The sequence below is a fragment of the Corynebacterium felinum genome, from assembly GCF_030408755.1.
GTDB lineage: Bacteria > Actinomycetota > Actinomycetes > Mycobacteriales > Mycobacteriaceae > Corynebacterium > Corynebacterium felinum.
In genome coordinates, this window is the sequence record NZ_CP047209.1 from 2,284,016 (window position 1) to 2,299,634 (window position 15,619).

Genomic DNA, 15,619 nt, shown 5'->3' on the forward strand with positions numbered 1-15,619 from the left:
GAACCGAAAGTAACTACTATGAGCAGCTGGCTATCAAATTCCCGCCACTCCCAGAAGGGATAGTTGGACAGTGTGGACACCAACAGTCCTGAGCACAGCCCGACGAAAGACCACAAAATGCAGTAGAAGAGCAATTGCCACCCCGGGTACTCGTATTCATCTACTTCCCGAAAGCCACAAAAACCCTCCAAGGCAAAATCATAAATAAATGTGGGAATCATTGAGGTTTTCTCACCGGGGAAATGCGTTTGAAACGCTGACCTGTGGTTTTGGGGGTTTTGTGGGTGTGTCGTAACGAAAGCACGCGGGGTTCTTACTCAGAATGGTTTTTGATACAGGAAAATCAAACTGAAAGGAACTCCCGCGTGCTTCGCTATTCTGCCACACTTGACGTCCCAATTTCCACTGCACGTACCATCAGCGCTTGGCTTCAAGCTCATCGCCGTCGACATGACCTTCGCCCCCATCAACGTGCCACAACGTGTTGGGAGCAAGCAATTATGCTTCTACGCTGGCTTTATGAAGCAACAAGTATCGCTACTATTGCTCGTGATGCTCGTGTTTCACAAGCCACAGGCTACCGCTACATCCATGAAGCACTCAGGGTTGTTTCCGCCAAATCTCCCACCCTCATCGACGCACTACGCCATGCCAAGGACGCCAATAATCTTTTCGTCTGCCTTGACGGAACACTCATCCGAACAGACCGCGTAGCGAGAAAGAACCCGAAAAACCGTCACGATCTGTGGTATTCCGGAAAACATAAGGCATTTGGTGGCAATGTACAGGTGCTCACTGACGAGAGTGGGTACCCACTATGGGTATCCTCAGTATCTCCTGGATCAACCCACGACATCACAGCAGCGCGTGAGCATGTTCTTGATGCAATAAGCACTGTTGATATTTGCGTTCTTGCCGACAAAGGCTACATTGGTGCAGGTCACAACGTACACACACCGATCAGAGGAAGGAATCTGGCAGATGACGAATACGAGTACAACCGTCGTCTTAACGGTTTGCGAGCACCATCAGAACGAGCAAACGCCATGCTCAAACAACTCAAAGCACTACGGCGTGTAACACTATGCCCTAAAACCATTACAGCCATCGCAAAAACTGCTTTAGTCGTCCTACACCTAGCCCGCAAAATACTCTGGTGAGAAAACCTCATTGCCACCAGGATAAATAAAATGAAAATGTCTGGTAGGGGGTATTCCATAGTAAATACTCGCTTGCTTTTACAAACAATATCTCAGAACAATCAATGCGTTAGGAATAGGGTTTTCCCGAGAACATCAAGCAGTGAAGATCTTTTTTAGCCAGCGAAGAAACGGCTTAAATCCTTGTACGCTCAAAGGATATTTGAATATTCCACCACTGCGCAAAAATAAAACAAACCCGAATGCGAATGGAGCATGGACACGCAAAAATGTATCATAACTGCTCCACGTCCAAAAAGGTTTCTCAGTAAAGACAGAGTACAGCAAGGCCAAACTCACCCCAACTGCAGCCCATACGAAAAAATAGAAGAGCATTTGCCAAGCGCGAAATTCAGAGTCACTATTTCTTTTAAGGGGTTCGAGCCTTACCATAAAATAATACACACAAATTGGAAGCAACAAAATACAGGAATAGATAAACGCCTCAATCCGTGAGGTTTCTAAAGAATCCATCAAAACATCTCCGTTAAAAATCCCAATACGTTAATTTAAATACCAGTAGCACCCTATACGTGCCAATTGCCAACACTTTTCCATGCCCCACCCAACACTATCCCCAGTTATTAGCTCGAATGCCATGAAGACCAGCAGGTCCAAGTAGTTATTGCCACGACTAAATCAACCAACCGCACCGCTCATAAGCACGTTACGAGAAAACATGGTCACGGATGAGAGCTGACACTTGAAATGTGCGCCCCAAGATGAGGAGGCTAGGCCATTTTGATCAATCACACACCTCCACAACAAACGCCTTTCCGCCAAAACCAATCGTGCCCACAACTAGCACTTTGGTTTCTCCGCGTGCCCCCACGACACACAAAACTCCACCCCATTCCCTGAAGCAGTCAAACCATTTCAGAACGCAAGTGAAGATGAAAGCGAATTTGTCTAGCACGGATTTGTGAATGCAGCCTTGAACATAGCCTGCTCACAAATATGACCCGCACGTTATGTGAGACATTAGCATAAAATTCACCATTGTTTGCCCTTTTGGCAAAGAATCGCAACAGGGAGAAGTCTCTTAAACTAAACCCATGTACTTCTTATTTATAGAGGAGTAATATTTAATCTAATTTCTATATTTACTCTTCATAAAGTAGATGCAGAAAACCACACCACGATTGCTCATCCTAAGACTTTTCACCCTAGGGTTGTGCAACAATTGTGGTGTGGTTTTTCGCGTTCTTCTTTGTTAAAAGGCCGCTATCGTTGAGCTTTGTGATCCACTATGTTCAAAAACAGCTCGTGAATCGCCGTATCTTCAGTGACCTCAGGGTGAAAGCTGATCGCAATCACGTTATCTTGTCGCACCCCAACGATCGCCTCGCTGGGGTTTCCTTCCCCATCAGTCGTGTGTGCGCGAGCCAATACTTCAACATTGGGCCCGACACGCTCAACCCAGGGTGCACGGATAAACACTGCATGAACAGGCTGATCGACTCCGCTGAAGTCTAGGTCTGCTTCGAAGCTATCGATCTGACGACCGAAGGCATTTCGGCGCACGCTAATGTCCAGCGCACCAAAGCTGACTGCATCTGGTCGCGTATCGTGGACTTCGTTGGCCAGGAGAATCATTCCTGCACAGGTACCGAATGCGGGCAGTCCTTGTTGAAGTTTTTCCTTCAGTGGTTCGTACAATCCACCCAACGTCAATAGCTTAGACATGGTGGTTGATTCCCCACCGGGAAAAATGATTCCCTCTAAACCTTCAAGATGTTCAACACGGCGCACAAGGCGCACCTGACGGCCAAGTTTAGCCAAGGTGCGTTCATGCTCTGCTACACCACCTTGAACAGCGAGAATCCCAATCATTTACCAGCCACGCTCCGCTAGGCGGTGGGAAACAGGAATTTCATCAACATTCAATCCAACCATTGCTTCACCCAAACCGCGGGACACCTTGGCAATGGTTGCTGGGTCGTCGAAGTTCTGAGTGGCCTGGACGATTGCCTGTGCACGTTGTGCTGGGTTGCCTGACTTGAAGATACCGGAACCAACGAACACACCTTCAGCACCCAGCTGCATCATCATGGCAGCATCCGCTGGGGTGGCGATACCACCTGCGGTGAAGAGTACCACTGGAAGCTTGCCATTTGCTGCTACCTCTCGCACTAGCTCGTAAGGTGCCTGGAGCTCCTTTGCTGCAACGTAGAGTTCGTCCTCAGCCATGGAACGCAAACGGTTGATTTCTGCGCGAATGGTACGCATGTGGGTCACTGCGTTGGATACATCACCGGTACCTGCTTCGCCCTTCGAGCGGATCATTGCAGCACCTTCATTGATGCGGCGCAGTGCCTCACCAAGGTTGGTTGCACCACAGACGAAAGGAACATCGAAGGCGAATTTGTCGATGTGGTTGGTGTAGTCAGCTGGGGAGAGAACCTCAGACTCGTCGATGAAGTCAACGCCCAAAGATTGTAGTACTTGGGCTTCAACGAAGTGTCCAATACGAGCTTTAGCCATCACGGGGATGCTGACTGCGTTGATGATGCCTTCGATCATGTCTGGGTCGGACATACGGGATACGCCACCTTGGGCGCGGATGTCGGCAGGTACTCGCTCCAGGGCCATCACTGCGGTGGCTCCTGCATCTTCAGCAATTTTTGCTTGTTCTGGGGTAACCACATCCATGATGACCCCGCCTTTGAGCATCTCGGCGAGGCCACGCTTCACACGCGCAGTACCAGTGATGTTTTCCGAAACCATTGTTCTCCTCACAAGTTCAAAATATTTTTCTCCGGCTATTCTTCCCAAGCACTATTCGTAACCCTGTTTGCTTTCGGCACCCCTTGTCATGTGAGCAATGAAAGTCACACAGGGCGCTTTGGATAAGTTTCGCCTCTATAAAGATGTCACCCTAGCGAAAGAAACTCAATAAGCATAATGAACACTTAGTGGTGTTTCATATGTTCAGATCGTATATACGTTGTTCAAGAATTTTCATTCATCCCATTGCCTACTACTACGTACACAATCCAGTAGGGCACATCGCTTGTGTAGAAGTTCTACACTCAAAGCAACATGCCCCTTCAAACAGCTATTCGCCTCGGCACTTCATTCTTAAACAATGTGCTACCGATCGCTCTTGAGAATGACTACCGCCTTGACTGCAATGGCTTCTTAAATGTTTCCTCTCCACACTGTAGACACTTGCGGTTGTGTCGTAGTGGCTGTGTATCCGCCCTTGAAAAACACTGCACAGAGCAGCATGAATCGGTGATTGCTCACATCAGCAACAGGAACAAAAGCTTCACCCCACGCCCCTAACTAGTAAGCACACGATGAAGATCTGGGCAGGTCCGTTTTCCAATTCAAACTATTTGGTTTTCGTTCCGTCCCACCAGTCATCTATCCTTCGCCCCATATCGGCTCCCATCGCTTGCCCATAGTAAGAGCCTGTTACGGTACCTGCCGCACCGAAAAGAAACCTACCCCATGGAGTCTTACCCCATAGAAACTTACTACCGTATCGAACGCCTAATGCTCCACCTACAAGACCACCTGCGTTACTGCCCATAGCCGAAGCAAGTGGAACACTGCTACCAGTCGCAACACTCTCTGTGAGAGCAACAATACCATTTGCAGCATTCAACATAGGATCTGCCAGGGGTATCTTCTTGGCGTAACCATAATATTTCGCCACAGCTTCCTTGTCTGCACCCATCGATTCCCCAATTTCATTAACAAATTTTTCGAAAGGCCCTTCCACAACGCCTTTAATATTGCCCGAAACTACCCCAATTGGTTCAAGCGCCTTCAGTGCTTTATTAATACCTGAAAAATCATAGGTTTTCTTTGCAGGATAATAGTGCTGGTCACCGTGCTCGGGAGTTCCAATGTGAAGTTCACCGAATTGCCTAGTAGTCCAAGCGTAACTCAATGGAGTATTTCCATCAGGTGTTTGCCTTGGACGCAACACAATCCCTTCAGGATTACTAAATTCACCAGAACTTGGAACTGTATATTCGACGATCATCCCATTCGGGTAAACGACATACTGGATTTGGCGACGAGCGTCGGCATCAAAAGCCTCGTAGATCACACTAGGATAACTAGATTTGCCTTTCGGCACTCGCGGATAGACCTTTTCGTAGCCCTTCTCCCCGACCTTCATAGTCAAAGTGCCATCTTGGGATACCTTGGCATAATAATCAGAATTCGCACCGCCCTTCGGGATAATAGGCAATCCCTTCTTAGTGAAGGCAAAATAATTACCGCCAGGCGTCTGCAACGGACCCGGTGCATAATCATCAGCAACAGCAGTGACCGAAGGAAGGCTAATAATCCGCGAGGTCATTCCAGGGCCAAATGGTCCTTCAACTGCACTAGTTTGAGTAAGAATACGAGCTAAATCATCCAAATTTCGCCCACGTACCTGATTGCGCTCCACCGCCTCATCATTTATCGAAAATGGGTCTGAAATGCTGCTATTCATACGGCGAATATCCCCAGCGATCACCTGTGGGTTGAGCTCCTCACCTAGGTAAGGATCCCACAAAAGGCTGTCCGTGCCCAGATGATTAATGCGTTCCTCCAAGCTCATCGCTGCATCGACAAACACCTTCGTGCGCTTATCATCAGCCAGAACGGATTGGAAAAGCCCCTCAATTAACGGCTCAACATTGGCCAGATCCTTCTCATTCATCAGATCCGCCTCACGGTAGAGCACAATGAACTTTGCCGCCTGCCGTTCAACCCGATGAATTAGCTGTATTAGTTCTTCAAAAGCACTCGACCATTGCCGTTGCACATTCTGATCCGCAGCGGTCATGATTTCACCTACTACTTCATCCACCCCTGAGAGAGAACGGATGGTGCGACCAGCAGGCACAAGGTGGTTCATAATCTTTCCCACGGTTCCTGCAACTTCAATCAGTTCGGACAAAATGACACGCAAAAAGCTCAACTCGCGGGGTGGTTTCACCAATTGAACGGCACCCAGGCGACTATTTGCTACCACCCCGGCGAGGATAGATTCATGAGCTTGCACCTGAGAACGCAAATCATTTTTGTGTGCTTGAGCTTGCTGAAGGCATTGATCCCACGACCATTTCGCCGCTTCATAGAACGCCATGCTGGCATCAAGTGCAGACTTTGCTGCGGCAATTAATACAGGTTGCCCCATGCTGTTTGCAATCGACATGTTGTCTTCAGACTTATTCACGCAATCAACCGCAACATTGACTTCCTGATGGATAGCTTCAGCTTTTAGTTGTGTGGCGTCCATAGTTGCATTCGCCCCAGCCACATCGTCAGCGTACTGAGTGTACACCTGTGCGATGCGTTCAGCGATATCAGCGGCAGCTTTCATCTCCGCGGGCAGTGCCTCACCGATGTTTTGACGATACGCCAGCCCCACGTTGCCTTCGAATCCTTCGGGCACTAAGGCGCTGAGTTCACCGGCACCGTGGACGAGTAATTGCTGGACTTCCCGCCACGGTTGTGCGCTGGCGGCAATCTGCGATGGGTTCCCGCCGATGGTGAAGTGTTGTCGGCGGAAAAGACTGAACGGTTCAAGGCGTTGTAGTGGCATAAGAAAACCCCTCTTAACTGGTCTAATACGGTATAAAACCTCAAATTAATAGCACCAGTGCCGTCCCGCAAGATTAACCAATTTTTGCCCAAAAAGTAGTAAGAAAACAAAAAGTAAATGCCAATATTTCACAAAGAATGCACGTTTTTGCATCGGCGAAGGAGGGAAGGCACCAGCGCTACACTGGTGCCTTCCCTCTGATTCTAAAAACAAGCCTGCGGAGGGCTATTCCTCTTCCGTAGTTGGAGGCAAAACCGTCACAACAACAGAGCGCACCTTAATGCGCCCGCGGCGATCACGCCCGCCCTCAGCTACGAGTTTTAAGCCAGCGCACTCAATCTCAGTGCCTGGCAGCGGCACTCGCCCTTTATCAAAGGCGATCAAGCCAGCCACGGTATCGACCTGTTCCGTCACTTCTTCGGGGAATTGAATCCGGATGTCGTGGTCGTCCGAGATCCGCTCCACCAGCTCTTCTAAGAATAGGCGGGAGACAACGCGATACACCTTGGGGTCATCGTCTGATTGCTCAATCGGTGCGATTTCGCGCTCATCGTACTCGTCGGCAATCTCGCCGACGATTTCTTCCAAAATATCCTCGATCGAAATCAGGCCCGCAACGCCACCGAACTCATCAATAAGGATGGCGATGTGGAAGCGTTCGGTTTGCATTTCGTGCAGCAGTGCATCCAGATTCTTGGAATCTGGGATGAATTTTGCTGGCCGCATCACGTCGTCGACAAGCACGCTGCGTCCGCCGTCGGTGTCGTAATAGGTTTGCTTGACTAGATCTTTGAGGTAGACCACGCCGAGCACATCGTCCACAGTCTCACCAATGACGGGGATGCGGGAATGCCCCGAACGCACGCATAAGCTGGTGGCTTGGCCGGCGGTTTTGCCGGATTCGATCCACAGCATTTCTGGGCGCGGCACCATCACTTCGCGGGCGATGGAGCTTGCAAGGTCGAACACGCTTTGAATCATGCGGCGTTCTTCGATCTCCACCACACCGTGTTCTTGGGCGATATCGACCATTTCGCGCAGCTCGACTTCTTTCGAGTAGGGCCCGTCGCGGAATCCTGCGCCGGGGGCGATGACGTTGCCGATCCAGATCAGGATTTTGGTCACCGGCCCCAAAATGGTGGCTACGATGTTCAACACCATGGCGGAGCCTAAGCTAATGCGGTACGGGTTTTTCCGGCCGACGGTGCGCGAAAAAACGCCGATGATGGTGAACGAGACGAGCGTGACGCCAACAATAGCGGCTGTCAGCGCCCATTTTTCAAGCAATTGGGTGGCCAGAATGCCCGCGCATACTGCAGCGGTCGCATCGAGAAAAGTTTTCACCAGCACCAGCAGGTTGATGTGTTCGGCGCGGCGATCAAGTACTTTCGCTAAGCTTTTCGACGCCCGCGCGTCCGTCTCCTTGATCATCTGGTCGACCCTGGCGCGGGAAATAGTGGACACTGCCGCTTCCACTGTTCCCACCAAGCCGGAAAGCAGCAACGCCCCGATGATCACTGAGGCTAAAACGACAACACTCACTGCTGCATCTTTTCATCCAGTTCCGCCCGCTGCGCTGCGGACGGAAACGCCCCGGGGCCGCTGGGTTTCGGTTGGAAGCGTATGCCGCGTTTTTCGCAGTCGGCATACCAGTCGCGCAGCAGCTCATTTTGCAGGGCGAACATTTCTTGTTCTTCGGCCGGTTCAATGTGGTCGTAACCCAGCAGGTGCAGGCAGCCGTGGGTGGTCAGCAAGCACAGTTCATGGCCAAGGTCGTGGCCAGCTTTTTCGGCTTGTTTGAGGGCAAATTCGGGGCACAAGATGATATCGCCTAGCATTTGGGGGCCAGGGGCTTGGGCATCTGGGCGTCCCATACCGGGGGTGAGTTCGTCCATGGGAAAACTCATCACATCGGTCGGCCCTTCCAAGTCCATCCACTGCATGTGCAGGTCAGACATGGTGGCGACATCAACCACGGAGATAGTAGCTTCCGCTTCGGGGTGAACGTCCATTTCTTTGAGCACGAAGCGGGCGACGTCGATAAGCGATTCTTCGTTGACCCCGTCAAAGCCAGATTCGTTGACAACCTCAATAGTCACTGTTCTACTTCTCCTCTGTGAGTTGTTTACGCGCCTGAAGCTCGGACTCGTACTGATCGTAAGCATTGACGATCCGGCCAACGAGCTGGTGGCGAACCACATCGTCCGCGCCCAGCTCAGCGAAATGAATACCCTCAACCCCACGCAAAATATGGCGCACAACCCTTAAACCAGACTTCTGCCCGCCGGGTAGATCCACCTGCGTAATATCGCCGGTGACCACCATCTTTGAACCAAAACCTAGGCGGGTCAAAAACATCTTCATCTGCGCTGGGGTGGTGTTTTGCGCCTCATCTAAGATCACAAACGCATCGTTGAGGGTGCGTCCACGCATATACGCCAGCGGGGCGACCTCCACAATGCCTGCTTCCATCAGTTTCGGGATGATCTCCGGCTCCACCATGTCGCGCAGCGCATCATGCAGCGGACGCAGATAAGGGTCGATTTTATCGGTCAAGGTGCCGGGCAGAAAACCCAGCTTCTCCCCCGCTTCCACAGCGGGACGAGTCAGAATGATACGGCTGACCTGCTTCGACTGCAGCGCCTGCACAGCTTTCGCCATGGCAAGGTACGTTTTACCGGAACCGGCAGGGCCAAGGCCGAAAACAATGGTGTTCTCGTCAATGGCATCCACGTACTCTTTCTGCCCGTAGGTTTTCGGCCGCACGGACTTCCCGCGACGCACAATAATGTCGCTGGCAAGCACCTTCGCCACCGACTGTGGTGCCTCCACTGTGACGATGGAGATAGCGTGCTTCACGGATTCTGGGCTGATCACATGCCCGCGGCGTGCGATAGCTTGCAGTTCTTTGAGCACTTTCAAAGCGCGGGCAACTTCGTGTTCTTCACCGATGATGGTGACGATATCGCCGCGGACGTGAAGTTGGCAGTCGAGCTGGTTTTCTAAGACTTTCAGGTTTTCGTCGTGTATCCCCAGCACCGTGGTGGTGTGGGCACTGTCCAGCTCAACACTGCGGGTAGTTTGACTCATTCCTCATACCCTACCAGTCTTGCCTGTGGTGTTTAGAAGGTTGACCAGCGTGTGCTGCGTACCCCAATGGCGGCGAGTGCAACAAGCCCCGCCGTGGCGGTGCGCAACACTTCTGGGCCAAGTTTGACTGCCTGTGCCCCAGCCTGAGTGAAAACAGCACGTTCATCCTCACTGATCCCGCCTTCTGGCCCAATAATGATGACAATACTGTCCACATCAACATCGATGCTGGCCAGTGGCACTGCAGCGGTTTCGTGAAGCACCAAGGCTTTATCTGCCTGCTCAATGAGCGCAACAACCTCAGGGGTCGAGGCCAATTCAGCAATATGCGGGATGGTTGCCCGACGTGATTGTTTCGCCGCGGACTGTGCCGCGGCCACCCATTTGGCGCGACCTTTGTCCGCTTTCGCACCCACCCATTTCGCTACGCAACGGCTGGCTTCCCACGGGACGATCGCATCGACGCCACCTTGAGTCAACAGATCGATGGCCAGTTCGGAGCGTTCCGACTTCGGCAGGGCCTGGACCACGGTCACGCGTGGTGTGCGCGGCTGCTCGACAACAAGGGTGAGCACCTCGCCGTACAGTGTGTCTTTTCCACGGGTTTCGGTGACTTTCACTTCGGCGCGTGCACCTTCGCCGTCGATAAGCTCAATGTGCTCACCAGCGACGATGCGCTTGACTGCGACTGCGTGGCGCCCTTCAACACCACTCAGTGTTACTAGCCCGCGTGTGGGAAGCGGGCGCTCGGCGATAAAGACTGGCAGCGACATTACTTGCGGAACCTATTGCGAATCCGACCAAACAGCGACTGATCTTTGCCGTCGTGCACACCGCAGACATCCCCACGGTGCTCGCGCAGTTGCTCCAGGATTTGACGGGACTTCTCGTCAAGCTCACGCGGGATGGTGATGTCGACGTGGGCGATCATGTCGCCGTAGCCCTCGCCGCGCAGGTATTTCATGCCTTTGTCGGGCACGATCAGCCGGTCAGCAGGCTGGGTGCCTGCTGGGATGGTGAAGTCAATGGGGTTGCCATCGAGGCCAATGACACTGAAGGTTGCGCCCAGCGCCGCATCAACCATGGGCACGGTTGCGGTCAGGTGCAGGTTGTCGCCTTCGCGGGTGAATACTGGGTGTGGTTCAGTAGAAACTTCTACATACAGGTCGCCTGCGGGTCCACCACCGTGGCCGACTTCGCCTTGGCCTGCCATGCGCACACGCATGCCGTCGGCAATGCCAGCGGGGATGCGAATGACTTTTTCGCGGCGTGCCTTCATCCGGCCTGCGCCATCACAGGTGGTGCAGGGCTTTTCAATGACATCGCCGAAACCTTCGCACATAGGGCAGGTGGCGGTGGTCATCACGTTGCCGAGGAAGCTGCGTTGGACTTGCTGAATGTGGCCGGCACCCCCACAGTTGGTGCAGCGTACTGGTTTTTCCTTGGTTGCCGAGCCCGTGCCTTCGCAGCCGTTGCACAAGACGGCGGTGTCGATGGTGACTTCTTTTTCCACACCTGCAAATGCTTCTTCCAAGGTGATGCGGGTGCGCAGCAGAGCATCGTTGCCGGGTTGGACGCGTGACATTGGGCCGCGGCCGCTTCCACCGCCGCCGAAGAATGCTTCGAAAATATCTCCGAAGCCCCCACCGAATCCGCCGCCGTGCCCGTTGGCTTGGCCACCTGCGGACATGGGGTCGCCGCCCATATCAACGATGCGTCGTTTTTCTGGGTCGAGCAATACTTCTTGAGCGAGTGAGATTTCGCTGAACTTTTCCGCCGCTTCGTCGGTGCTGTTGACGTCTGGGTGGTACTGGCGGGCCAGTTTGCGGTAGGCCTTCTTAATGTCGTTGTCGGAAGCGCCCTTGTCGACGCCGAGAATGCCATAGTAGTCGCGTGCCACGAAAGTTATTCCTTGGTGTCTTTTCTCTTATACGAAGTTGGAAAGTTAGTGCTGGTCGATTTTTTAAACCACACAATCCACGAAAAAGCTATTGTACTCCCTCCGCGCTCCAGCTCAACTTCCACACCCACCTGCAGCTTTCAATCAACAGTTCTCAGGATGAGGAGAGGGAAAACCCTCCCATCTCACCTGTCACAGTTTCCTCCCATCTCACCTGTCACAGTTTCCTCCCACCGCCTCAACTCCACGCGAGCGTGAAAACACCTGCATATCCCCCAACGCCACAGAACAATTACACTGTGGTGCTGGATCATCACCCGGTGGTGTTGGATTATCACACTGTGGTGCTGGTACGTACTCGACTTTCCCTTGCCTATCGACGCCCCCCACACCCTGAATCGCACAAAAGTTTCAGTTGTGTACTGCACGGGGAGGTAAGGGAAAAGCCACAGCGACAATTCTTTGCACTAGTAATGTGCATGCAGCCGTGCTGAACCGCAGCCGCAACGATGCTTAGGGTGATGTGGGGGCGTCGATACGCATAAAAATCCCCCTGCTACCTGCACAAACATGCGGGCAGAAGGGGGGAAGGTTTAGCTACACACAAGGCGGGAGACGTACTGGGCGACAGCCTGCACCTTCGACATCGTTGCACGATAATCCATATGCGTCGGGCCAACCACCCCAAGCCCACCTGCACCGTAGCCCGTTGCCACCACCGATGCCTTCGACATCTTATCCTCTTCAGTTTCCTCGCCGATCAGAACACTGACAGAACCCACGGAGTGCAAATCCTGCACATTAGCCAGCAGCTTCAACATCACAACCTGCTCTTCCAGCGCCTCAAGCACGGTGGGAAACGCGGGCAACTTCGACGTACCCGCCAAAATCAGACGATCAGTCGGATGCTCAACCAACGTATCAATAAGCACAGACACACACCGCGCAAGATGCGGCTGAGTAGAATGCTGAATCTTGCCCAGCGCAGCCAACGACACCGACGCATCATTTAACGTTTGCCCATCAAGAACCTGATTCAACAGCTCTCTCAAATCCGCAACCTGCTCCGAAGTGCAGCCTGAATCCAGCTCAACATTACGCTGGTCCACACGCCCGGTATCAGTAATAACCACCAACAACAGTCGCGTAGGGGCAAGCAGCACCACCTCACAATGCTTCATCCGCGCCATCTTCAACGTCGGCATCTGCACCACCGCAGCCTGATGCGTCAACTGACTAAGCAACTGAGCAGAACGGCGCAACGTATCCTCCAAATCCACCGCGCCTTCCAAAAAACGCTCAATCGCACGCCGCTGCGGCGAGGACAACGGCTTAATCTCCTGCAAAGAATCCACAAAAAGCCGATACGCCTTATGGGTTGGAATCCGCCCAGAACTCTTATGCTGCTGCACAATATAGCCCTCGGCCTCCAACGCAGCCATATCATTACGGATCGTCGCCGAGGACACATCCAACTTATGCCGCTCCACCAAAGCCTTCGACCCCACCGGCTCCTGGGACCGAATATAGTCAGCAACAATCGCCCGCAGCACCAACATGCGGCGGTCAGCACACCGCAACTCCGGCACGTTACTCACAGCCACTATGTGTGCTCCCTTCACAAAACTAGTCGCGCTCGCCCGCAAGCAAAATATCAGCAATCATGCCATCAGCAAGCAAACGCCCCATCGACGTTAATGCTACCGTCTTCCCCACCTCAAGCAGACCCCGATCAGCAAAACCCTGAGCCACCGCAAGCTCCGACTCAGAAAAATCAGCAGCCGGCAGACCCTCCTTCAAACGCAACCCAAGCATCACCTTTTCCTCATGGCGCTCCCACTCAGAAAGCCACTCAGACTCCTTAATCGGCAACTTTTCGGCAGCAACCGCATCAGCATACGTACGCGGATGCTTCACGTTGAAAAAGCGGTGCCCATCCAGATGCGAATGCGCCCCAGGGCCTGCACCCCACCAGTCATGGTTACGCCAATAGCCCAAATTATGCTGACACTGCCCACCAGGCTTCGCCCAGTTCGACACCTCATACCAGTCGTATCCGGCGTCGAGAAGCGCGGAATCAATCATCTCAAAACGATCCGCATACGCATCCTCATCCGGTGCAGGCAGCTGCCCCGAGCGCACCTTCCTGGCCATGCGGGTGCCGTCCTCCACGATCAACGCATACGCGCTGACATGATCCACACCAGTATCCAACACCTGCTCAAGAGTGTCGCGCACATCCTGATCCGTCTCAGTCGGGGTGCCATAAATCATGTCCAAATTAACATGTGTAAACCCCGCAGCTTTCGCCTCCCGCACCGCAGCAAACGCACGACCCGGCGTATGCGCACGCTCCAGCACCCGCAACACACCAGCACTCGCCGACTGCATGCCCAAACTAATACGGTTAAAACCAGCACCAAGAAGCGAATCGAAAAATTCTAAGCTGGTCGATTCCGGATTGCACTCCGTTGTAATCTCCGCGCCTGGTGCCAGGCCAAAACTTCCGCGCACCATCTCAAGCACTTTGCCTAAACCGTCAGCACCCAACATGCTGGGAGTGCCACCACCAATAAAAACAGTCTGCGCTTGCTGGCCCACCTGTGCTGCCGCCATGTCGAGCTCGCGGGACAGGGCCTGCATATAGCTTTCCGGGGAAGCCGACGTGCCCAATTCACCAGGAGTATACGTATTAAAGTCACAGTAGCCGCAGCGCGAAGCACAAAACGGGACGTGAATATAGACACCAAACATTTAAGATACGTTAGCTTGCATCTTCGCTTTCACGCGAGCCACGACCTGATCAACCCACGCACGCTCACTCAAAAACGCAGGTGGATTGCTTCCGCGCATCGCACGCACGAAACTTGGATGCTCCTTCGCAACCGTTGAAAGCCACGCACGCGCCGCCGAAAACACCGCCTCCGACGTGCGCGCATACAACAAAGGCAACGACAAGGCATCAATATCGCGGGCGGCACGCTTAGTTTCCGCCAACTCCCACTCCACAATGTGGGCTAAATATTCCACCACCAGCTCCGTGCGGGCTTCCAAAGCTTGGGTTACTTCCGCGACGATCACTGGGGAATTCTGGATCGGGAAACGTTGGGTCAAACTCGTGGAATTGATCAGTACCGGGCGTGATGTTTCCTTCATCTCTGGCCCCATCGACACAGTGCCAGAGGCAAGTCCGGAGGTCAATGCTTGGCGCAAACCTAAAAGCTCGGCAATCAGGCGCCGCGAATCTAAACGGGCTTCGTCGATGATCATCTCGAATTCGGCGAGGCAATCCTCCACCAGTTCTGGGTCCCAATCGTTGATCGCCTCAGCAATATTTTCGATGTAGCTTGCTACTTCATCACCAATATTGAACACTTCTTGAGTGAGTTCGAGATGACGCACCTTCGCGTCTGAAACTCGCATTTTTCACCCCCAAGAGCGTCACTTAAGCATTACGAGTTATGACTCTAAAACACATTCTTCCCAATCCGACGACGGCGCGCCGACAAAGCTCCTTTAGCCTTGGGCACACATATGCACTCTTACTACTACATGCGCTCGCACGCGTATCGACGCCCCCACCTACATCCCCCGCCCCCATACAGCTTAAGCGCGGGTGCTGGTGGGGCATGGCACATACCTAAAGGTCACAGCACCCCTCACTATGGGGAGAGTGATTCAACCCTCACTACGAGGAGAGTGATTCGCAGACAATCAGGCACGCTTGAGCACAAGGGAAGAATAGTGAAGCTGTAGCCGCACGCACGCGCAATCGCTTAATCTTTAGTTCCCAACGGCACAAAGCAAAGGAGCGCATCTGCATCGGCCATACACAGTATGGCCTTTATCGTGCAGACACGCCCCTCGTTTAACTCA

13 protein-coding genes are annotated in these 15,619 nt (G+C 52.9%); 1 reads left to right on the forward strand and 12 read right to left on the reverse strand.

Features of this window, described 5'->3' with window-relative positions; genetic code table 11:
* Positions 1-365 precede the first annotated feature (365 nt).
* Entirely contained in the window at positions 366-1,160 is a 795-nt protein-coding gene (locus CFELI_RS09700; protein ID WP_290258955.1) for a transposase family protein, read from the forward strand.
* 135 nt (positions 1,161-1,295) lie between these two features.
* Here the strand turns inward: CFELI_RS09700 and CFELI_RS09705 are convergent, their stop codons facing one another.
* The 12 genes from CFELI_RS09705 to CFELI_RS09760 form a co-directional block, all read right to left on the reverse strand.
* Positions 1,296-1,673, reverse strand: a complete 378-nt coding sequence (locus CFELI_RS09705; protein ID WP_277105096.1) for a hypothetical protein — start codon at positions 1,671-1,673, stop codon at positions 1,296-1,298.
* A 750-nt stretch (positions 1,674-2,423) separates the two neighbouring features.
* Complete coding sequence (gene pdxT / locus CFELI_RS09710) at positions 2,424-3,032, reverse strand: pyridoxal 5'-phosphate synthase glutaminase subunit PdxT (protein ID WP_277105095.1); 609 nt, start codon at positions 3,030-3,032, stop codon at positions 2,424-2,426.
* Positions 3,033-3,926 carry a pyridoxal 5'-phosphate synthase lyase subunit PdxS gene (gene pdxS / locus CFELI_RS09715; protein ID WP_277105094.1) on the reverse strand — a complete coding sequence of 298 codons (894 nt, stop codon included), beginning with the start codon at positions 3,924-3,926 and terminating at the stop codon, positions 3,033-3,035.
* Positions 3,927-4,536: 610 nt separating this feature from the next.
* On the reverse strand, positions 4,537-6,753 hold the full coding sequence (locus CFELI_RS09720) for a hypothetical protein (protein ID WP_277105093.1): 2,217 nt from the start codon (positions 6,751-6,753) through the stop codon (positions 4,537-4,539).
* A 225-nt stretch (positions 6,754-6,978) separates the two neighbouring features.
* Positions 6,979-8,295, reverse strand: coding sequence for a hemolysin family protein (locus tag CFELI_RS09725; RefSeq protein ID WP_277105092.1), 1,317 nt, complete (start codon positions 8,293-8,295; stop codon positions 6,979-6,981).
* A complete protein-coding gene (gene ybeY / locus CFELI_RS09730) occupies positions 8,292-8,852 on the reverse strand; it encodes an rRNA maturation RNase YbeY (RefSeq protein ID WP_277105091.1) in 561 nt (186 codons plus the stop codon). Before ybeY ends, CFELI_RS09725 begins: the two co-directional genes overlap by 4 nt.
* Positions 8,853-8,856: 4 nt before the next feature.
* Positions 8,857-9,843, reverse strand: a complete 987-nt coding sequence (locus CFELI_RS09735) for a PhoH family protein (protein WP_277105090.1) — start codon at positions 9,841-9,843, stop codon at positions 8,857-8,859.
* A gap of 32 nt (positions 9,844-9,875) precedes the next feature.
* Entirely contained in the window at positions 9,876-10,616 is a 741-nt protein-coding gene (locus tag CFELI_RS09740) for a 16S rRNA (uracil(1498)-N(3))-methyltransferase (RefSeq protein ID WP_277105089.1), read from the reverse strand.
* A complete protein-coding gene (dnaJ, locus tag CFELI_RS09745) occupies positions 10,616-11,743 on the reverse strand; it encodes a molecular chaperone DnaJ (RefSeq protein WP_277105088.1) in 1,128 nt (375 codons plus the stop codon). The genes CFELI_RS09740 and dnaJ overlap by 1 nt, the downstream gene beginning before the upstream one ends.
* 593 nt (positions 11,744-12,336) lie before the next feature.
* The gene (gene hrcA / locus CFELI_RS09750; RefSeq protein ID WP_277105099.1) at positions 12,337-13,302 is read right to left on the reverse strand and encodes a heat-inducible transcriptional repressor HrcA; all 966 of its coding nucleotides are present in this window, start codon (positions 13,300-13,302) and stop codon (positions 12,337-12,339) included.
* Between the two features lie 67 nt (positions 13,303-13,369).
* Complete coding sequence (gene hemW / locus CFELI_RS09755) at positions 13,370-14,497, reverse strand: radical SAM family heme chaperone HemW (RefSeq protein WP_277105087.1); 1,128 nt, start codon at positions 14,495-14,497, stop codon at positions 13,370-13,372.
* The gene (locus tag CFELI_RS09760; protein WP_277105086.1) at positions 14,498-15,166 is read right to left on the reverse strand and encodes a hypothetical protein; all 669 of its coding nucleotides are present in this window, start codon (positions 15,164-15,166) and stop codon (positions 14,498-14,500) included.
* Positions 15,167-15,619 lie beyond the last annotated feature (453 nt).